The organism is Gemmatimonas aurantiaca (genome assembly GCF_037190085.1).
Taxonomy (GTDB): domain Bacteria; phylum Gemmatimonadota; class Gemmatimonadetes; order Gemmatimonadales; family Gemmatimonadaceae; genus Gemmatimonas; species Gemmatimonas aurantiaca_A.
The window spans coordinates 49004-67882 of record NZ_JBBCJO010000011.1 but is presented as its reverse complement, the minus strand read 5'-3'; the positions used below and the strand labels follow the sequence as shown (position 1 = coordinate 67882).

Below are 18879 nucleotides of genomic sequence, written 5' to 3'. Positions count from 1 at the left end.
AATCATGTCGCCCTTCATCCCGACCATCGATGTCGCCCGCTGACGAACAATCGGTCAATCCGACGCGTCTTGACTACAATCACGACATCCTTGGTGCGTGCCATCGGGCGCTCGCGACAATTGTCAAAGCGATAGATGGGCAGCAATTCCCTCGTCTCGTGTTGATCGGCGGGCTCGCTCCCACACTACTACTCGACAGCGAGCACATCGACGCACTGTTCCGGGAGGAGCTCCATCCGGGAACGAACGACATCGATCTTTGCGTACAGGTTGAACTCACCAACGACGACACCCTCTACGCGTCGTTGCTCGGAAACCTGAAAGCGCTCGGATTCGAGCCGAGGAAGCGGAACGACGGAGTCGGTGAGAGCACATGGCAGTGGGTACGGACCGTCGACGGGATAAAGATTGCGATGGAGTTTCTCGCGCCCGCAGACGGGGTGACGAGCATTGGTGGTGCTCCTGCCGCCGGCAGAATTGGTGAGGAGTCGCCCAATAGACCCGGAGACGAGATCGGTGCATTTCGACTTCCGGCGGGCCAATTGGCCCTGGAAGATATTCAGCAACGTACGCTCGAGGTCGACCTGCTTGGACCTCCCGATGAGATTTCGGCAGGAAGAGCGCGAGTTCAGGTTTGGGTGGCGAACATACTCCCATTGCTCGTACTCAAGAGTCTGGCACTCAGGAATCGGCAGAAAAACAAGGACGCCTTCGACATCGTCTGGTTGTTGACGAGGTGGCCCGGTGGCCCGCGGGCCGTAGCCCGTGATTCAACGCAGAGCCCCGTCGCAAACAACCCTTTCGTAGGCGAGGCGCTGGCAATCCTTGAAGGGGCATTTGCAGATCCGGCGCAGTATGGCTGTCGCGGATATGCGATCTTCGAACTTGGCGGGAAGGTCGCGATGCAATCACCAACTGACACGATGCAGCTTGCGCTGTACGCACGGGGCGCGGTTCAGGAATTCCTCATGGCATGGCGCGCCCACCAACGCTGACTCACTCGCCAGTTTTGGGTCGTGGGGGGTTGGGGAGGAACGGCCGGGTTTCGGGAGGCAGGTTCCGTAGTGTTACGGGACCGATGACCCGCGACTCCCGATCCGCCAAAACACAACGGGGCGGTCCGCATGGACCGCCCCGTTGTGCATACTCGAAACCCTAGACTCCAAACCCAGAACTGCCCTAATGAGGCGCCGGTCGGAATCGAACCGACGGTGGGAGATTTGCAGTCTCCTGCCTTACCACTTGGCGACGGCGCCGACACCGCCATCAGGCGGAGAGCGCAATGTATGCTCGGCCCGCAGTTGGCGAAACTGCGGCCCCCCGATTTCTGGCACTTGGGCGGCAATCGCCGTTTCTCCGCCCTGTCGTTTTCATGGATTGTCTTGACAATGTTCGTTGCAACATGAATAATGTTGCACATGACCCATTGCAGTAAACTTCCAGGATGACGCAGACCGCCTCTCTTTCCCCCGCAACTGAAGCCGAGCTGTGCAGTTCGCCAGCCGCATCGGTACACGCGCTCCGGGCCGCCACCGCGCATATGGAGCGGACCATGGCCCGCGCGCTGGAGCCGTTCGGCATCACGGCGGCGCAGTACGAGCTGCTGCTGGTGATCCAGCTGCGGAGCGGTAAGGGCGGTGGCTGCAGTGAACTGGGGCGCCATGTGGCCGCACCGGGTCCCGATATTACCCGAATGCTCGATCGCCTTGATAATGCCGGATTGGTGTCTCGATACCGTGATGATACTGATCGCAGAATCGTGCACACAATGTTGACCGACAAAGCCCGCGAACTGCTGGCCGCCGTCACCCCTGCCGCTCAGGACGCCGAATCGGCCATCTTCTCCGGGCTCGCCGAGCCGGAGCGGATTCAGCTGACCACGCTCCTCCGCCGCATCCGACAGAACTGCCCGATCGATTGACGATCACCCTGTGGTCCTTCACTCTTACCCATATATCTGTTTTCACGAACAACGTTGCGCCAACAGGAAAACACTGAGATGCTCACCACAGACACAGCAGCAGGATTGGTCGGGAACACCGGACTCCTCCACGAACATGCGCCCCGCACCGCCGCCGAGGCCGCCCTCGCCCGACGGTCCGTACGCGCCTATCAGGACATCCCCGTCACCGACGAAGAAGTCCGTCGCCTCCTCGAGCTCACCGGACGCGCGCCGTCCGCGCACAACCTCCAGCCGTGGCGCTTCATCGTCGTCCGCGACCAGAGTCTCAAGGGCCAGCTCCGCGACGCCGCGTTCAATCAGAAGCAGGTGGCCGAAGCGCCCGTGGTCATCGCGATGTATGCCGACATGGACGACACCCTCGCATCGCTGAACGAGATCGTGCACCCGGATCTCGACGCCGACAAGCGCGACGCCACCATCAGCGGGCTGCAGCAGCGACTGGGCGCCATGCCCGCCGAAGCCCGCGCCCAGTGGGCCAACGGCCAAGCCAACATCGCCCTCGGCTACCTCCTGCTCATCGCCGAGAGTGAAGGACTCGCCACCTCGCCCATGCTCGGCTTCGATCCCGACAAGGTGAAGACCCTGCTGGGCATTCCGGCGCAGGCGACCATCACCGCACTCGTGGCCGTAGGACGCGCGGCCGAAGACGGTTTTGTCTCGCATCGCCACACCGTCGATCGCGTCGCGTCGTTCCGCTGAGAACAGCGCGGGGGAACACGGATCACACGACCCGTGTTCCCCCACGGCCTCTCACGATCGTGCGATACGCGGTCGATGCAGTGAACGGCCGCCGAGCCATATCGTTGCCAGCACCACGACGATGGCCGACACGATCACGAACCCGGTCGATGGTCCTCCTTCGAGCGGGACGTGATTCTGACCGGTCAGCGATGCCGCCACGGTGATCATCCACTGACGCACCGACAGATACCGCAGCGCCTGGAAAGTCGCCGCCAATGCCCCTTCCCAGACAATGACGTAGAGCAGCCCCACCATCAGCGCCCGACGGGTGAGCAGCGCCAGCAATGTGAATAGCGCCGAGTACACCGCGCTGCCGAACAGCACGGCCACGGAGAAGGCGGTCACCAGGCCATCGGCGTTCTGATCACCGGGCACGATCATGCCGGTGCCCCACACGGCCACCACCGACAACACGCCGGTGAGCATGGCCGCGAACAACCATCGTGAAGCCACGATCCACCACCGTGGCGTGGTCGTCGTCACCAGATACAACAGCGTGCCGTCTTCGGCTTCGGCATTCCACACCCCCGTGCCCAGCAGCAGCGCGATGAGCGGAGTGGCCAGGCCGCTCACCAGCGATCCATAACGCTGCAGCAGAAAATCCGTGGCGTCGCCGGTCACACCAACCGTTGCACTCGCGCCGGTCGCGAACAGCAGCGCGAACACCATGGGCAGCGCCACGAGCCCGGCCACCGCCGCGATCACCGGCGGCGACATCGTGCGTGCCCACGCCATGCGGGCCAGTACCCATCCCGTGGCAACGAATGAGGGAGATCCGGCACGCGGAGCCGGTGACGGATGTGTCGCGCGTGAGGTCGTGTTCATTGGTTCACCAGATACGCGAACACATGCTCCAGCGACTCGTCGGCCGGCTGTACCTCGTGCAAGGTGATGGCCTCGCGTTGTGCGATGCGGGCGAGTTGGCGCGCGAATGACGCGAAGTCCGACGTGCGCACCGTAAGCTCCCGCGCCCCGATCTCCACGCTCAGCACCTCGGGCAAGGTCACCAGCGCCGCGGCCAGTGCCCGCATGGGCTGCGCACGCACCCGGACCGAGTGCGGCCGGTCGGTCATCAGTCGCCGCAACGTCCGATGATCGCCGCTGGCCGCCAGACGTCCCGCCACCATCACCAGAATGCGGGAGGCCACATCTTCGATTTCCTCGAGGATGTGACTGGACAGCAGGATCGTCGCCCCGTTCGCCGCACGGGATTCGAGCAGGCGGATGGTCTGCGCACGTTGCCGCGGATCGAGACCGTTGAACGGTTCGTCCAGCAGCAGCACGTCGGGGTCGTGCACCAGTGCCGCCGCGAGTTTGACACGCTGACGCATCCCCTTGCTGAACGCACCGATCGGCCGATCGGCCACGTCTTCCAGTTCCACCGCCGCGAGCGCCGCGCGCGCGGCATCACGGACATCATGCATCCCCAGCAACGTGGCCCGCGCTTCCACGAACGCGCGGGCATCGAGTCGTTCCGGCAGGGATTCACGCTCGGGCACCATACCGAGACGTGAAAACACCCGGGGGTGTCCCGTGGGATTGTCACCATGCACCAGCACGCGTCCCGACGAGGGCGACTGCAGTCCTGCCGCCAGTTGCAGCAATGTGCTCTTGCCCGCGCCGTTGGGGCCGAGCAATCCGGTGATTCCCGGTTCGACCGTGGTCGACACGTCGTTCACCGCCACGACGTCGTCGTACCACTGTGTCACACGATCGAACAGCAGCGGCGATGGGTTCATGCGACCCTCATTCGACTCTCATGCCTCGTAGCGCTCCATACGACGGAACGCCAGTGCGGCGGCCATGCCACCCATCACGACGAACACCATCACGAACACCATCACCGCGGGTGGTGGTGTGAGCTCCATGGCGCGTGTGGTCTCGTGAAACAACAGCATCGCCATCGTGCGCAGCGCCCGCAGGGGATCGAGAAACTCGCTCACTCCAGCGGGGATCACGTCGAGATCCTCCACACCGATCGTCACCGCGGCGGTCACGAGAAAGAATCCCACCACGAGCGCGGAGGCGTATCCGCGACGTGCGGTCAGACTGGCCATGAACACGGCAAACGATCCCAGTACCCACGCGGTGAGCACACCGTGCAACAGCACCGGTCCCATCCGGTTGCCCATTTCGGCGAACTGCGCCGCCGGATCGGCGGCAATGCCGATCTCTCCCACATACAACACGAGCAGCGGCGCCATGGCCACCACCCATGTGGCACCCCAGACGGCGGCCAGTCGCGCCGTCGCATATTGACGCCGCGACAATGCCCGCGTGAGCAGCAGCGACAACACGCGATGCTGCCGGTCACGACAGATCACTTCGGGCACCTGCGCCGCGAGGAACAGCACGAACAGCAGGAGCTGCGATCCGATCAGAAAGCCGTAGCGGATAGGCGACTGGCCGTCCGATGCCGCCGACGCCACCACACTGCCCAGACACGTCAGCAGCGTCATCACGATCACGAAGAGTGGAATCATCTTCGCGCGCAGCGGTCGGCCCAGACCGAACATCGTGCGGAATCCTTGCCAGAAGAGCGCCCACCACGCACCGCGCGCGCCGTCCCGTGCACCGTCGTACCGACGATAGCCCAGATCGTGAATGACGGGCGCGGTCATGATGGCACGTTCTCCCGAAAGAGATCGTCCAACCGCGCGCGCTGCCGCTGCAGGCGCAACAGCCCGGCGTCCGTGGCAACGGCGGCATCCCGCACGGCGTCGGCGAGCATGTCGGAGATCGTATCGGAGATCGCATCGGTCGCCCTGTCAGCCGTCGCACCGGAACCCGCACCGACCCCCTCACCAACAGCGGGCGTGATCAGCACCCGCTGGCGTTCCAGGCGGATCTCCGTATCGACGGGTACGCGCTCCCGCAGCGCCGCCATGAACAGCGGCAGATCGCCGTCCACTTCCACCAGCAGCGTCGCGCGTTCGCCGGTCAGTTCGTGCATCGATTCCGCGCGGACGAGCCGCCCACCTTCGATGTGGACGATACGTTCAGCGATGCGCTCGAGCTCACCCAGCAGATGCGACGACACCAGCACCGACATTCCGAACTCGTGTCCCGTGCGCCGGATGAGGGCCAGCATCTCTTCGCGTCCCGCCGGATCGAGTCCGTTGGTGGGCTCATCGAGAATCAGCAATCGCGGATCGTGCACCAGCGCCTGGGCGAGCTTCACGCGCTGCGCCATGCCGGTGGAGTAGCTGCCGATGGGCCGATAGCGCTCCTCGAACAACCCCACATGCCGCAGCACCTCCGCGCTGCGCTCCCGCGCTGCATGCGCCGGCAATCCACTCAGACGTCCCATGAATGCGACGAACTCCGCGCCCGTCATCTCCGGCGGCAGACAGTCGTGTTCGGGCATGTACCCCACGATCGCGCGGATGGCCTCACGCGCGCGCCTCGCATCGTGGCCCAGCACGGTCACTTCACCACTGCTCGGCTCGACGAGCCCCAGCAGAATCCGGATGAACGTGCTCTTGCCCGCCCCATTGGCGCCCACCAACCCCGTGATGCCCGGCGCGATCGACACCGTGAACCCATCGAGCGCCATGGTCGTGCCATAGCGCCGGCTCAGCGCGCGGGCATCGATGAGAGGCGTGGACATCGCACAATGTATTCCCGTTTCCGCGGGCTCGGCGAGGGGGGCCTCCTACTGATCGTAGTCCACGACCAGCCGATCGGTGAGCGGATAGCTCTGGCAGGTGAGGATGTATCCGCGCGCCACCTCATAGTCCTCGAGCCCGTAGCAGCGATCCATCTCCACCTCGCCTTCCACCACCTTGGCGCGGCACGTGGAGCACACGCCCGCTTTGCACGAATACGGCAGATCGGCACCCGCCCGACGGCCGGCGTCGAGCACCGTCTCGCCCGAGCGTGGCATGTCGAACGTCTGCTGACGGCCATCGACGATCACCGTGGTCTCACAGTGCGCCAGCGCCCCGTTGCCGGCGGCCGCGGCCCCGTCCGCCGCACGCCGACGACGCGGTGTGCTGTCGTCGGTGGTGAACAGTTCGAACTTGATCTGCTCCTGGGTGAGCCCCGCCTGCTTGAGCGCCGCCACGCTGCTCAACATCATCGATTCCGGACCGCAGATGAACGCCGCGTCGATGCTGCCGATATCGATCCAGCGATCGAAGAGGCGCGTGATCTTCTCGCCGTCGATGCGGCCGTTGAACAGATCGATGTCCTGCGATTCACGCGTCAGCAGATGCACGATGCTGAAACGATCCGGGAACCGGTCCTTGAGATCGTGCAGCTCCTCGCGGAACATGATCGATCCCGTGGCCCGATTGCCGTAGATGAGCGTGAAATGACTCTTCGGTTCGCCCATCAGCACCGACTTGAGAATGCTCAGCACCGGCGTGATGCCGCTGCCGCTGGCGATCCCCAGATAGTGATGCGAAACCGTCGGATCGATCTGCACCGTGAAACGACCACTGGGCCGCATCACCTCGAGCTCCGTGCCCGGCGCGAGCGTCTGATTCGCCCACGTGGAGAACAGCCCCTGCGGCACACGCTTCACCGACACCCGCAACGCCTCGTCCTGCAACGCCGAGCAGATCGAATACGACCGGCGGCACTCCTCCCCGTCCAGTGTCTGACGGAATGTCAGATACTGACCCGGCTGAAAGCGAAACGCCTCGCGCATGTCGTCCGGCACGTCCAGCGACAACACCACGGAGTCCCGGGTGTCATGATGGACATCGCGCACCTGCAGTCGATGGAATTCGTGCATCACGTGGTCTTCGGGGAAAGAAGGGCCGCAGCGGCTGCCCAAGGGGAGCACCCAGGAGGCGCCTGTTCAGAGCGGCTTGAAGTAGTCGAACGGTTCGAGACAGGCGAGGCAGGTGTAGTGCGCCTTGCACGGTGTCGAACCGAACTCGCTCACCAGACGCGTCTCGGTGGCACCACAGCGCGGACAGGCAATGGCCGCGGGGGCCCGACGCCGGGTGAGCGGCACCAGCACTTCGTCGTGTCCACCATATCCCGGCGGCGCGATGCCGAATCCCCGCAACTGTTCGCGGGCCGTTTCCGACATCCACTCGGTGGTCCAGGGCGGCGACAACTGCATCAGCACCTCAGCGTCGGGCACACCATGTTCGGCGAGCGCGGCCTGCACATCGTGCGCGATCACCTGCGTGGCCGGACATCCCGAATACGTGGGCGTGATGCGCACCACGAGACGATCGTTGCCGTCTGCTCCACGTTCCCAGGCCACATCGCGCACGATGCCGAGATCCACCACCGAGATCACCGGGATCTCCGGATCGGGCACCTGCGCGAGCCATTCCCAGATCTCTTCGACCGAGGGACGGCTCATGGAGGACATCGTTGATGAGGACATCATCGGACGCTCTGCCTACCAGGCCAGCCCGGGATACGCACGCTGCATGTACTGCAGATCGGCGAGAATGTAGCCGAGATGCTCGCTGTGACGTCCCTGCTTGCCACCACGCTGCGGCCACTTGGACGCCGGCGGCACGGTGAGCGTCGCGGCGGCCAGCGTGTCGCGCACGAGGGTATCCCACGCGGCCCGCAATGGCGCATGCAACACACCCACACCCGCGGCATGGGCGGCCACATCCACGTCGTCGTCGGTGAACAGTTCGTCGACATACGGCCAGAGCTCGTCCACCGCCGCCTGCATGCGCTGGTGACTCTCCTCGGTGCCATCGCCCAGCCGCACCACCCAGTCGCCGCTGCGTCGTACATGATACGCCACTTCCTTGAGCGCCTTCGACGCGATCTCGCGCACCCGATGATCGGCCGCGCGCGACAACGCCCGCAGCACCTGATAGTGCCACGCATCGAAGAAGAACTGCCGCGCCACGATGAACGCAAAATCGCCGTTGGGCTGTTCCGTCAGCAGCGCATTGTGAAACGCGCGCACGTCGCGGAAGAACGCCAGCGCATCGGCATCACGGCCTTCGCCTTCGATCTCACCGGCCAGGGCGAGCCAGAGCCGCGCCTGTCCCAGCAGATCGAGCGCCACGTTGGCCGAAGCGAGTTCTTCCTCGAGAATCGGCAGACGGCCCACCGCTTCCTGCAGGCGATGCGACAGGACCAGGCCGTTGTCGCCGATACGCAGCAGGCTTTCCACCGCTGCGCTCACATGTGCCCCACTTCTTCGGGCACTTCGAAGAACGTCGGATGACGATACGGCTTGGTGCCGGCGGACTCGAAGTTGAGCTCCTTGTCTTCCGGCTCGCTCGCCGAGATGTATGTCGAACGCACCACCCAGATGCTCGTGCCTTCCCCGCGGCGCGTGTACACATCGCGCGCGGCCTGCATCGCCATGGTTTCATCGGCCGCATGCAGACTGCCCACATGACGGTGCGCCAGCCCGTGCGAGCTGCGGATGAACACCTCGAACAACGGCCACTCCTTCATCACGATGCCTTCTGCTGGAGGGTGGAAGCCTCGGCGCGCGCGTTCGCCTGCTTGTTGGCATGTGCCACCGCCGCCTCGCGCACCCATGCACCGTCGTGATACGCCGACGTCACCGCCTGCATGCGCTGCCGGTTGCACGGACCGTTCCCCGCCACCACCGCCTGGAACTCCGCCCAGTCGATCGTGCCGTAATCGTAGTGTCCACGCTCTTCGTTCCAGGCCAGCGAGGCGTCGGGAACCGTGATGCCCAGATACTCGGCCTGCGGCACGGTCTGGTCCACGAAACGCTGACGCAGTTCGTCGTTGGAGAAGAGCTTGATCTTCCACTGCGCCGACTGCGCGCTGTGCACCGACTCCGCATCCGGCGGGCCGAACATCATCAGCGACGGCCACCACCAGCGGTTGAGCGCGTCCTGCAGCATCTCCTTCTGCTCGGGCGATCCCTTGGACAGCACCACCAGACTGGCGTAGCCCTGCCGCTGATGGAAGCTCTCTTCCTTGCAGATGCGGATCATCGCGCGCGAATACGGTCCGTACGAGCAGCGCTGCAGCGGGATCTGGTTCATGATCGCCGCGCCGTCCACCAGCCAGCCGATCACACCGATGTCGGCCCACGTGAGCGTCGGATAGTTGAAGATGCTCGAGTACTTGGCCGCGCCGGTCACGAGCTGCCGCGTGAGCTCATCGCGCGAGACGCCGAGCGTTTCGGCGGCGCTGTAGAGATAGAGCCCATGGCCGGCTTCGTCCTGAACCTTGGCCAGGAGAATGGCCTTGCGTTCGAGCGACGGCGCCCGCGTGATCCAGTTGCCTTCGGGCAGCATGCCCACGATCTCGGAGTGTGCGTGCTGCGAGATCTGCCGGACGAGCGTCTTGCGGTAGGCCTCGGGCATCCATTCGCGCGGCTCGATGCGGATGTCGGCATCCACACGATCCTGGAAGCGCCGGGCTTCGGGGGACATCTCGTCGCGGGATTCGACGCGCGCGACGCCGGTGTTGACCATCTGAGCGTACATGCGGTGGGGTCTGAGGGATGACTAAATGATACATCTTTGTGAGATCAGGTCAATATTCCGTATCACTTAGATATCGACCTCCAGGGCAGTCCTATGAATCTCCTCCCTGACCAGCTCCTCCCTGCTCCCTCTTGATACCCCATGACGCCGTGGCACCGAATGTGTCCGGATGACGAGCCGGGGAGAGGGACGGCGGGCACGGTACGGTGGTGCGTCATCCGGAGAGTACCGATTCCACGGCGTCAATATTTCAAGAGGGAGCAGGAGGGAGTGGGTCAGGGAGGAGATCAATAGAACAACAGCGCATCATAAGATCATCAACGAAACACTTTACCGTCATCTAACGCAAAACCGCTCCCTGAACTCCGCAGACGGCATCGGCAAAACCTCCCCCGCGCCCGTCAGCGCCTCCTCCAGATACCCCTCCGCCGCCGGCGTCACCGCCCGATACACCCCCCGGCTCAGCCCGTACGCCTCCCGCCCTGGCCAGTCCTCCGGAAGCATGGCCGCCGGAAGCCTGGGGTCATGCAGAACGACCCGGCGGTACGCGTGCACCAGCAGCGTGCGAACCAGGAACGCCTGGCGCGGCGAACAGCGCGCTCCGTCGGTCCCGATCGCCCGCGCCACCGGCCCGAAGCGCGTCAGGAACTCCCGGTACTGCGCGGCCACCGCGTCCAACGGCCAGTAGCCCGCCAGCTCGGCCAGCTCGCGTGTCGTCACCCCGGGCAGATCCCGGGCGCCCACCACGAAGGCGTCGTCCCGCACGCCCAGTTCGTCGAGCAGTTCGCGCAGCCGGTCCCGGTCGGCCTGCGGATGCGCCAGCAACCCCGGTGTGATCGTGGCAAAACCCTCCCACCCCAACTCGCGGCGCAGATCGCTGCGCGACGTCACCACGTCCGCGCCGCGCGGTATCAACACCAGCGTCCAGTGGCCGTCCCACGTGGCCGGACCGGGGTGATAGATGCGCCGGGACGCGAGCGCGAATCGCCGGCCCCCCGACGCCGTGAGGGTGTATCGGCTCTGTCGCCCGTGACGCTGTGCCTCCAGCCAGTGATCCTCGGCCAGACGGAACACACTCGTGCGCACCGCGCGCTCGTTGATCCCGAATGTGTCCATGAGCTCGATGAGCTTCCGCAGCCAGGCCGCGCCCCCATGCGGCGCGATCGCATCGCCGAACACCGTCACCAGCAGCGACGTCGCGCGCGGCGGCTCCTCACGAAGGAACTGACGCGTCCAGCGGGTGATCACCGGATCGGCCTGTGGCACGGACATGACGCGCAGTTTACTCGCCCATCGCGCAGGGGACGAGTCGCGTCCCGGGTCGGATCCCGAATCGGATTCCGGGTCGGATTCCGTCATGAGTAGTTTCGCGGGCATTTCACGCCTGAAGAAGAAGTGTCGCCTTCTCACTTCAGGAGCCCGGTCGTGCCCCTTCCGTTGCCCCAATCCGCCCGCCGATGCCCGGCGGGTGTCCTCCATCGCCCGCGCACGCCCCGGGCGCTGGTTTTCTCCCTGTTCATCACCTCTCTCCTCGCGTCCGCGTGTGGCGGCGGAGGAGGAGACGGCGGTGGACCGGTCACACCGCCCACTCCCACCGCACCCACCATCTCCCTGAACGCAACCACCGCCGAACTGGCCGGCCTCGGTTCCACCACGACCGCCACGGCCACCGTTTCCCCCGCCAGTGCCACCGTGAGCTGGCGCAGTGAGACACCCGCCGTGGCCACGGTGTCGGGCACGGGCACCTCCGCCACCATCACCGCCGTCGGTGCGGGCAGCGCCACCATCGTGGCCGAAGCGCTGAATGGCACACTGCGCGCGGAAGCCCGTCTCACCGTGACCGTGCGCGCGGTGGCCCGCGGCGTGGACGTGCAACCGGCAACGGCCGCGTTGCAGGTGGGGCAGACGAGGCAACTGACCGCAACCGTCAGCGGCGACGCGGGGATCGACACCCGCGTGACGTGGCGCAGTACGGCGGCCACGATTGCCACGATCGACAGCACGGGTCTCGTGACCGCCGTGGCACCGGGCACGGCGGCGATGATCGCGAGCAGCCGAACGACGGATCGCACGGGCGCGGCGTTGTTGGACACCAGCATCGTCACGGTCAGCGCCGTGCCGCGGGTGCGCAGCGTGATCATCACGCCCACCACCGATACGGCGCTCGTGGGTCAGGCACGTCAGTTCACGGCCACCGTGACCGCCGACAGCGGACTCGCGCGCACCGTGACCTGGCGTTCGGGCAACAGTGCCGTGGCCACCGTCGCCGCTGACGGACGTGTGACCACGACCAGCGCGGGCACCGCGTCCATCACCGCCATCGCCACGGCCGACACCACCATGCGCGCATCGGCCACACTGGTGGTGCGTGCGCCGGTGGTACGCAGCATCACCGTGCAGACGGTGGCCGCACTCGAAATCACCGACACCGCACAACTCGTGGTGACCGTGAGTGCCGACAGTGGCGCCGACACCCGGGTCAGTTACCTCAGCGCGTCACCCACCATCGCGACCGTGAGCGCCACCGGACGGGTCATCGCCGTGGCCACGGGCACCACCACCATCACGGTGAGCAGCGTCGCGACGCCCGCCGTCACGGCCACCGCATCCATCACCGTGAAGGCGCCGGCCTTTCCGACCCGATGGACGTCCACCTACGACGCCCGTCTGGGTGAGGCGGAAATCGTCAGTCAGATCATCGACATGCAGCCCCTGGCCGGCAACGACATCGTGCTGGCCGTGGGCGCCAACAGCGCGGGCCGAGGACGGGCGTGGGAAGAATCCGCGAACGGAGGCTGGCGCGCCGTCAGCATCCCCGAGGGCGCCGCGCTGCGCGACATTGCGACCACCTCCACGGGCGCATGGGTGGCGGGCGACAGCGGACGCATTCTCCGCCGCACGGCCACGGGCTGGGTGCGTGAGGTCACCAACACCACGCGCAATCTGCAGTTCATCACCATGCGCGCCGACGGCGCCGGCTTTGCGACTGGCGCCGGCGGACTCATCCTCGAGCGACGCGACACCACCTGGGATGTGCTCAGTGATGCCGGCATCCCCGGTGCACCATCGGAGGCACGTGATCTCGTCATCGCGCCCACGGGTCGACGGTTCTTCATGTTGTGGAGTGTGCTCGCGCCATGGGCCACCACCGATGTTCTCGAATTCAACGCCGGCACCTGGACACCGCTGCCCCGTTCTTCGCTGACCGGCAGAGCGGGATCGCTCTTCATGTTGTCCACGGGGGAACTGCTCGTGGCTGGCAACGAGAACAACGCCTTCAACTGGTACGTCGCCCGCTATGCCGGCAGCAACTGGCAACGCGTGAGCACCTCCTCCACGCAGACCACCAACAACTCGGCCGTCCCCGTGGTGTGCGGCAATGGCGACGTGATCGTATCGGCCGGCCTCGGTGACATCTATCGCTACGGCGGTGGTTCACTGACGGCCATGACCGTGCCCAACGGCGCACGCAATCCCAGCAGTCTGCAGGCCTGTCGCAGCGCACAGGACCGCACCGTGCGGATGCTCAACACCGTCGCCGGCGGCGCGCTCTGGCGCATCGTCGGCAACAGCGTCACGGCCACCGGATATTTCCCCAACAATGCCGTGCTGTCGATGAGCAGCGATGGCAAGGCGTGGACGGTGGGGCGCAGCGCCGAATCGGCCCTGCGATACGATGGACAGCGGTGGACCCCGTTGCTGCTGGGACGCACCTCCACGATCGGCTTCTCCAACGGCGCCGTGGCCACCGATGCCTCGGGCGCCGCGTACTTCACCCTCTCCGGCGTCGCGGCGCGTTACACCAACGGCGTGTTGCAGTGGAGCACGACATCCACCGACTTCATCCGCATGTGGGGGCCCTCGCTGGACGCCCTGTGGGGCGTCGGTCCGGCGTCTTCGTCGATCGGCCGGCAGGGACTGATGCGCCTGGTCGGCAGCACCTGGGTGAACGCGGGCGTTCCGGCCATCGCCACCAACTGGAGCTTCAACGACCTGCATGGCACCGGACCCGACAACATCATGGCCGTGACCACACTGGCCAACGCCAATCGGGTGCTGCGATGGAACGGCACGAGCTTCACGATCGACACGGCGTCCACCACCGGCTTCTACGATCGCATCGTGGTGTTGTCGTCCACCGAAGCGCTGCTCTACGGCGGCTCGGGCGCGCTGCGCTGGAACGGCACGCGCTGGTCACCCCTGCCCGTGTTGGGGTCCACCATCCGTGTGATGACGGGACGCGCGCCGGGCGAGTATTACGCATTTGCCAGCGATCGCAACATCTACACGCTGCAGAACGATCGGTGGGTGTCCGTGGGTACCACACCCGAGCTCGTGAACGACGCCATGTACGTGGGCAATCGGGCGCTGGCGGTGGGGCAGAACGGACTGGTGGTGTACGGTACGGCCCTGCGATGAACCGGCTCGCGGTGTTCAGCGATTTCCGATAGAGCGCTCCGTCACGTCGGACATGGCTGTCGTCATGGCTGTCGGTCACCCCCCATCGCTAGGATTCAGCAGGTTGCAGAGCGTCCCCGGGAGGAACGATGGCAGGGCAACAGACAATACGTGTTCGACGTGGGCGGAGCGTGAAGACCGCGCTGATGGGCATCACACTCGGTGTGGTGGTGACCGGGTGCGGAGGCGCGCCCACGGCCGACATGGCGTTTCGTGTGGAAGGCACGGCCACCACACTCGCCGGCGCGCCGGCCGTGGGCGCGTTGATCACCGGAGAGCTGTACATCGGAGACTGCGCCACCGGCGAGATGCGGCAGCGCAGTCAGGTGCTGAGCGATGGCAACGGCCGGTTCAGCGTACCGTTCGGTGTGGAGTTCAGTGGCTGCATCCGGCTCATGGGCTCGGGCTCACAGGGCAGCGGCCTGGTGGAGAAGAGCGGTGTGCAGGGTGGTGGCAGCGGTCTCAAAGTCGTGCCGATGGACATCACACTCGGCACCCTGTGAGAGTCGCGTGACCACCATGTGACAGCCACGCCGGGTGTTCCCGCCGGCTCCCCGAACCATTCTCCGAACGATTCCCGACATGATCGACGTCCCCATGCTCCCGCTCAACGATGGCACGACGTTGCCGGCCATCGGACTTGGTACGTATCGCCTGAACGGCGCGCAGGGCGTGGTCTCGATGATGGACGCCATCCGGAGTGGTTATCACCTGATCGACTCCGCGGTGAACTACGAAAACGAAGGTGCGGTGGGAGAAGCCGTGCGGCGGGCCGGTGTGCCGCGTGAACACCTGCGCCTCACGTCGAAGCTGCCGGGGCGACATCACGGGTATGCGGAGGCGTTGCAGGCCATCGAGGAGTCGTTGTATCGCGCGCAACTCGAATACTGGGACCTGTATCTCATTCACTGGCCCAATCCGCGTCGGGCGTTGTACGTGGAAGCCTGGCAGGCCCTCATTGAAGCGCGTGCACGTGGCCTCGTGCGCTCCATCGGCGTGAGCAATTTTCTTCCCGAACATCTCGATCACCTCATCACCGAAACCGACGTCGTGCCCTCGGTGAACCAGGTGGAGATGCATCCGTATCTCCCGCAGCATGCCCAGCGCGCGTATCACGCCGTGCATGGCATCGTGACCGAATCCTGGAGTCCCATCGGACGCGGCCGGGAACTGCTGCAGGAACCCGTGCTGGTGAACATCGCCGAGCATCACACGCGCAGCGTGGCGCAGGTGGTGCTGCGCTGGCATGTGCAGATGGGTGCGATCCCCATCCCCAAGGCCGCGTCGCCCGCACGTCAGGCCGAGAACCTCGGCGTGTTCGATTTCGAACTCACTGCCGAGGAGATGGCAGCGGTGGCGACACTGGCACGAACGGACGGACGACTACTGGGGTTGGACCCGGCCACGCACGAAGAACTCTGACGGCGGCGGCTCGGAAGTCGACGTCAGTGAGATGGGCCCCTGCGGCGTGAGGAGATCGGCAACGAGCGCCGCCGATCCCGGCACACAATCGACCGGGATGGTGTCATCGAGGGCGAGTGCTGCGAGGAGTGCGGCAAGCCGTTCGTGATCGGGGTGCCGAAGTATCAAGCGGGCGAGCGAACAACCCGCAGGCCCCAGACGTGAGGGATGTGGTGTATCGCCCCAGTCGATGAGGAAGGGCGCGAGACCGCCGAAAGTGTGTCCGGTGACGTGCGCCAGTCGCCAACGCAACACCTCACCATCGGGCTGCGTGCGGGACATGGCCGCGATCTGTGGCGCTGGCAGGCCGCTTGCAGCAATGCGGGCCGCGGAGGCCTCGATGTCGTCGCAGGCCACGGCAAAGGTGAGCAGACGCGGATGCGTGAACGAGAGCAGTCCCGCACCGCGCGTGTTCATCACATCCTGCGCCGGATCGGGCGCGAGCACTTCGAAATAGCAGCGATCGCCGAGCGGCAGCAGCGCATTGCGTGTGCCATTGCCCGAGTGAGCACCGCCCATGACCGGCGTGCATCCCGTGAGTGTGGTGAGCGTATCGACTCCGTCGTCGAGATCGCGCACACCCCATACCAGATGATCGATGTGGGTCATGTTCCCGTGCGGCGTCATGGGGCGCGGCGTGTGACGTTATGTGGCGTTGCGTGCCGTGACGATCCAGCAGGCGCCATTCAGAGCGACGACATGACCGGACACACGTTCACCAAGCGCGCGACGAACGGCTGCCGCGGCCCGTTCGCGGAGCTCCGGTGGATGCTCGGCCAGCGCGCGACTGAGCGGCCCCACCTGCAGCGACAGTTCGAGCGCCGCGTCGACGGCCTCTTCGCGTGTGGACGCCTCGCCATACACCAGCGGGCAGTCGAACGCCTCGAGGCGCACGTCGCTGAACCCCGCGCCCGACAGGATGCGGCGCACCCGATCGGGATCGCCGAAGGAGAACGGCCCCGGCGCCTCCGGAGGAGGCATCGGCAGGGGCGGCAGGATATCGGCCACCGCCGTCATGAGGAGACGCACCCAATCGTTCTCCTCGAACGCCCGCCAGCACACGAACACGAGCCGCCCATCGGGCGCGAGCGCGCGACGCAGGTTGGTGAACGCCGCGATCGGATCGGGGAAGAACATGACCCCGAAGCGGGAGAACAACAGATCGAAGGGCGCTTCCGGAAGCGGATCGCTGGCGGCATCGCCGAGCCGGAAGGAGACCGGCGCGCTCGCGCCCGCACGTTCGTTGGCACGTTCGCGTGCGCGGGAGAGGAGCGGTTCGGAGATGTCGACGCCGAGGACGTGGCCGGTCGGGCTGACGCGGTCCGCGAGTTCGAGGGAAGACGCGCCGGAACCGCAGCCGATGTCGAGGATCCGTTCGCCGGGGGTGGGAGCGGCGGCCGTGATGGCTGCTGTGCCGCACGGCGCGAGCATGCGGTCGAGGCGGGCCTGGTTGTCGCGCCAGATCTCGCCGGAGCGACCGGGCCAGTCGAAGGGGGGAGACTTCGTGGTGGGGAGGTTCATGGGACTCTTTTTTATAGATGATAGCTTCGGAGATAAAATGATCCCGGACGAGTGCGAAATCATCATTTGCCTGCGGGGATGGAGAGACCTGCCGTCAATGACCGTCCTCGCCCTGAGAAGGGTTAACGCGACCTAAGATGGTATACTACATTCTTGGTGCTGGCGGCCGGACAAAGCAGAAATGACCCTCTGATCCAAACAGCATTCGAGGCCTTGCCCCATCAGGAAGCTGCTTGCAGGTTTGCGCATTAACCATGGTCGATCGTTCGCCCCTCACTGCCTTGCCGACACCATGATAATCTCGTGCTGCGAGGAATCGTTAGACGACCTTCTGCAAGTCGTCTTCACTGCGATTCGAGCGCACGGTTGCGCCAACGACGCATCGCGCGGCGGCACGCAGGAGCTGATCGGCGCGAGTCTTGAACTCCGAAACCCTCGAGCACGTCTCAGTGTGACGGAGTCTCGCGGGCGCGTGATCAGCGCACTAGGTGAACTGATCTGGTATCTTTCAGGTAGCAATGCGCTTGACCAAATAAGTCACTACATTTCCAAGTACGCAAACGATGCCGACAATGGCATCATTCACGGTGGATACGGTCCTCGATTCTTCGCTCAGCGCGGCATCAACCAGATTGAGAGCGTACTGACGCTGTTGAGGTCACGTCCTTCGACGCGGCGAGCTGTTATCCAGCTTTTCTCGGCAGAGGACATCGCGGCCGATCACAAAGAAGTGCCTTGCACTTGCACGCTCCAGTTGCTGAGACGCGATGAACGGCTCCATATGGTGGTCAGCATGCGCTCAAACGATGCGTATCTCGGCCTGCCGCACGACATCTTCTGCTTCACTATGCTTCAGGAGATATTCGCGCGCAGTCTTGGTATCAACATGGGTCGCTACGTGCACTTCGCTGGTAGCCTTCATCTCTACGCTCGCGATCAACCAAACGTCAGTGCGTTCTTGCGGGAGGGATGGCAGCCCGACTCGCTTATGCCCGAAATGCCGGAGGGTGATCCATGGGCGGCTGTCCGTCGTCTCATTGAACTTGAAGCGCAGATTCGCATGGAGGGAGATACGCCCGCCACCACTCTCGGAGAGCTTGATCCATACTGGGCAGATTTGGTACGACTTCTCCTTGTGTTGACGTACCGAAGACAGGGTCGCCGCGATGACATAATGCGAATTCACGGAGAGATCGGTGATGCGTTCAAACCGGCAGTAGAAGCACGGCTTGTCACGATGTAGTTTCTCGGAGGACAAGGACCGTAGGTATCCCCGCGGTATCTGAATTGCCGACCTCCTTCGACATCGTCCGAGCCCACTGTCTT

19 protein-coding genes and 1 tRNA gene are annotated in these 18879 nt (G+C 65.0%); 7 read left to right on the top strand and 13 right to left on the bottom strand.

The window, feature by feature from the left end; genetic code table 11:
* The first annotated feature begins 29 nt into the window (after positions 1 to 29).
* A complete protein-coding gene (locus WG208_RS13725) occupies positions 30 to 995 on the top strand; it encodes a hypothetical protein (protein ID WP_337171941.1) in 966 nt (321 codons plus the stop codon).
* Positions 996 to 1185: 190 nt separating this feature from the next.
* Here the strand turns inward: WG208_RS13725 and WG208_RS13720 are convergent.
* Positions 1186 to 1256, bottom strand: a tRNA-Cys gene (locus tag WG208_RS13720).
* 188 nt (positions 1257 to 1444) lie between these two features.
* Between WG208_RS13720 and WG208_RS13715 the strand changes: the two genes are divergently transcribed.
* Both WG208_RS13715 and WG208_RS13710 read left to right on the top strand, forming a co-directional pair.
* Positions 1445 to 1921 (top strand): MarR family transcriptional regulator, encoded by a 477-nt coding sequence (locus tag WG208_RS13715; protein ID WP_337171940.1) that lies wholly within the window; start codon positions 1445 to 1447, stop codon positions 1919 to 1921.
* Positions 1922 to 1999: 78 nt separating this feature from the next.
* Positions 2000 to 2662 carry a nitroreductase family protein gene (locus WG208_RS13710; RefSeq protein WP_337171939.1) on the top strand — a complete coding sequence of 221 codons (663 nt, stop codon included), beginning with the start codon at positions 2000 to 2002 and terminating at the stop codon, positions 2660 to 2662.
* 51 nt (positions 2663 to 2713) lie between these two features.
* On the opposite strand, the gene WG208_RS13705 is transcribed toward WG208_RS13710, so the two are convergent.
* The 10 genes from WG208_RS13705 to paaX all read right to left on the bottom strand — a co-directional run bounded on the left by WG208_RS13705 (position 2714) and on the right by paaX (position 11385).
* A complete protein-coding gene (locus WG208_RS13705) occupies positions 2714 to 3529 on the bottom strand; it encodes a hypothetical protein (RefSeq protein ID WP_337171938.1) in 816 nt (271 codons plus the stop codon).
* The gene (locus WG208_RS13700; protein ID WP_337171937.1) at positions 3526 to 4443 is read right to left on the bottom strand and encodes an ABC transporter ATP-binding protein; all 918 of its coding nucleotides are present in this window, start codon (positions 4441 to 4443) and stop codon (positions 3526 to 3528) included. Before WG208_RS13700 ends, WG208_RS13705 begins: the two co-directional genes overlap by 4 nt.
* Before the next feature lie 18 nt (positions 4444 to 4461).
* Positions 4462 to 5325, bottom strand: a complete 864-nt coding sequence (locus WG208_RS13695) for an ABC transporter permease (protein ID WP_337171936.1) — start codon at positions 5323 to 5325, stop codon at positions 4462 to 4464.
* Positions 5322 to 6314, bottom strand: coding sequence for an ABC transporter ATP-binding protein (locus tag WG208_RS13690; RefSeq protein WP_337171935.1), 993 nt, complete (start codon positions 6312 to 6314; stop codon positions 5322 to 5324). The genes WG208_RS13695 and WG208_RS13690 overlap by 4 nt, the downstream gene beginning before the upstream one ends.
* A gap of 45 nt (positions 6315 to 6359) precedes the next feature.
* Positions 6360 to 7445 carry a 1,2-phenylacetyl-CoA epoxidase subunit PaaE gene (paaE, locus tag WG208_RS13685; RefSeq protein WP_337171934.1) on the bottom strand — a complete coding sequence of 362 codons (1086 nt, stop codon included), beginning with the start codon at positions 7443 to 7445 and terminating at the stop codon, positions 6360 to 6362.
* 66 nt (positions 7446 to 7511) lie between these two features.
* Positions 7512 to 8030, bottom strand: coding sequence for a 1,2-phenylacetyl-CoA epoxidase subunit PaaD (paaD, locus tag WG208_RS13680; protein ID WP_337171933.1), 519 nt, complete (start codon positions 8028 to 8030; stop codon positions 7512 to 7514).
* Between the two features lie 39 nt (positions 8031 to 8069).
* On the bottom strand, positions 8070 to 8822 hold the full coding sequence (gene paaC / locus WG208_RS13675; protein WP_337171932.1) for a 1,2-phenylacetyl-CoA epoxidase subunit PaaC: 753 nt from the start codon (positions 8820 to 8822) through the stop codon (positions 8070 to 8072).
* Positions 8819 to 9100, bottom strand: coding sequence for a 1,2-phenylacetyl-CoA epoxidase subunit PaaB (paaB, locus tag WG208_RS13670; protein ID WP_337171931.1), 282 nt, complete (start codon positions 9098 to 9100; stop codon positions 8819 to 8821). The genes paaC and paaB overlap by 4 nt, the downstream gene beginning before the upstream one ends.
* The gene (paaA, locus tag WG208_RS13665; protein ID WP_337171930.1) at positions 9100 to 10113 is read right to left on the bottom strand and encodes a 1,2-phenylacetyl-CoA epoxidase subunit PaaA; all 1014 of its coding nucleotides are present in this window, start codon (positions 10111 to 10113) and stop codon (positions 9100 to 9102) included. Before paaA ends, paaB begins: the two co-directional genes overlap by 1 nt.
* 336 nt (positions 10114 to 10449) lie before the next feature.
* Complete coding sequence (paaX, locus tag WG208_RS13660) at positions 10450 to 11385, bottom strand: phenylacetic acid degradation operon negative regulatory protein PaaX (protein WP_337171929.1); 936 nt, start codon at positions 11383 to 11385, stop codon at positions 10450 to 10452.
* A gap of 153 nt (positions 11386 to 11538) precedes the next feature.
* Between paaX and WG208_RS13655 the strand changes: the two genes are divergently transcribed.
* From WG208_RS13655 to WG208_RS13645, 3 genes are all read left to right on the top strand, one after another.
* Positions 11539 to 14532, top strand: a complete 2994-nt coding sequence (locus tag WG208_RS13655) for an Ig-like domain-containing protein (RefSeq protein ID WP_337171928.1) — start codon at positions 11539 to 11541, stop codon at positions 14530 to 14532.
* A 170-nt stretch (positions 14533 to 14702) separates the two neighbouring features.
* Positions 14703 to 15074: a hypothetical protein gene (locus tag WG208_RS13650; protein ID WP_337171927.1), complete on the top strand. Its 372-nt coding sequence runs from the start codon at positions 14703 to 14705 to the stop codon at positions 15072 to 15074.
* A 79-nt stretch (positions 15075 to 15153) separates the two neighbouring features.
* Positions 15154 to 15993 carry an aldo/keto reductase gene (locus WG208_RS13645; protein WP_337171926.1) on the top strand — a complete coding sequence of 280 codons (840 nt, stop codon included), beginning with the start codon at positions 15154 to 15156 and terminating at the stop codon, positions 15991 to 15993.
* Here WG208_RS13645 and WG208_RS13640 read toward each other — a convergent pair.
* Together WG208_RS13640 and WG208_RS13635 are read right to left on the bottom strand one after the other, a co-directional pair.
* Positions 15955 to 16641, bottom strand: coding sequence for a VOC family protein (locus WG208_RS13640; protein ID WP_337171925.1), 687 nt, complete (start codon positions 16639 to 16641; stop codon positions 15955 to 15957). The two genes, WG208_RS13645 and WG208_RS13640, sit on opposite strands and share 39 nt — an antisense overlap.
* 36 nt (positions 16642 to 16677) lie before the next feature.
* Positions 16678 to 17553: a class I SAM-dependent methyltransferase gene (locus WG208_RS13635; protein WP_337171924.1), complete on the bottom strand. Its 876-nt coding sequence runs from the start codon at positions 17551 to 17553 to the stop codon at positions 16678 to 16680.
* A 292-nt stretch (positions 17554 to 17845) separates the two neighbouring features.
* Here WG208_RS13635 and WG208_RS13630 point away from each other — a divergent pair, with 292 nt between their 5' ends.
* Positions 17846 to 18796: a thymidylate synthase gene (locus WG208_RS13630; protein ID WP_337171923.1), complete on the top strand. Its 951-nt coding sequence runs from the start codon at positions 17846 to 17848 to the stop codon at positions 18794 to 18796.
* The last annotated feature ends 83 nt before the right edge of the window (positions 18797 to 18879 follow it).

Excerpts from the sequence above, each read along its gene's own strand:
- WG208_RS13725 (WP_337171941.1), top strand. The coding sequence starts at position 30 with ATGTCGCCCGCTGACGAACAATCGGTCAATCCGACGCGTCTTGACTAC.
- WG208_RS13715 (WP_337171940.1), top strand. The coding sequence starts at position 1,445 with ATGACGCAGACCGCCTCTCTTTCCCCCGCAACTGAAGCCGAGCTGTGC.
- WG208_RS13710 (WP_337171939.1), top strand. The coding sequence starts at position 2,000 with ATGCTCACCACAGACACAGCAGCAGGATTGGTCGGGAACACCGGACTC.
- WG208_RS13705 (WP_337171938.1), bottom strand. The coding sequence starts at position 3,529 with ATGAACACGACCTCACGCGCGACACATCCGTCACCGGCTCCGCGTGCC.
- WG208_RS13700 (WP_337171937.1), bottom strand. The coding sequence starts at position 4,443 with ATGAACCCATCGCCGCTGCTGTTCGATCGTGTGACACAGTGGTACGAC.
- WG208_RS13695 (WP_337171936.1), bottom strand. The coding sequence starts at position 5,325 with ATGACCGCGCCCGTCATTCACGATCTGGGCTATCGTCGGTACGACGGT.
- WG208_RS13690 (WP_337171935.1), bottom strand. The coding sequence starts at position 6,314 with ATGTCCACGCCTCTCATCGATGCCCGCGCGCTGAGCCGGCGCTATGGC.
- paaE (WP_337171934.1), bottom strand. The coding sequence starts at position 7,445 with ATGCACGAATTCCATCGACTGCAGGTGCGCGATGTCCATCATGACACC.
- paaD (WP_337171933.1), bottom strand. The coding sequence starts at position 8,030 with ATGAGCCGTCCCTCGGTCGAAGAGATCTGGGAATGGCTCGCGCAGGTG.
- paaB (WP_337171931.1), bottom strand. The coding sequence starts at position 9,100 with ATGAAGGAGTGGCCGTTGTTCGAGGTGTTCATCCGCAGCTCGCACGGG.
- paaA (WP_337171930.1), bottom strand. The coding sequence starts at position 10,113 with ATGTACGCTCAGATGGTCAACACCGGCGTCGCGCGCGTCGAATCCCGC.
- paaX (WP_337171929.1), bottom strand. The coding sequence starts at position 11,385 with ATGTCCGTGCCACAGGCCGATCCGGTGATCACCCGCTGGACGCGTCAG.
- WG208_RS13645 (WP_337171926.1), top strand. The coding sequence starts at position 15,154 with ATGATCGACGTCCCCATGCTCCCGCTCAACGATGGCACGACGTTGCCG.
- WG208_RS13640 (WP_337171925.1), bottom strand. The coding sequence starts at position 16,641 with ATGACCCACATCGATCATCTGGTATGGGGTGTGCGCGATCTCGACGAC.
- WG208_RS13635 (WP_337171924.1), bottom strand. The coding sequence starts at position 17,553 with ATGAACCTCCCCACCACGAAGTCTCCCCCCTTCGACTGGCCCGGTCGC.
- WG208_RS13630 (WP_337171923.1), top strand. The coding sequence starts at position 17,846 with ATGATAATCTCGTGCTGCGAGGAATCGTTAGACGACCTTCTGCAAGTC.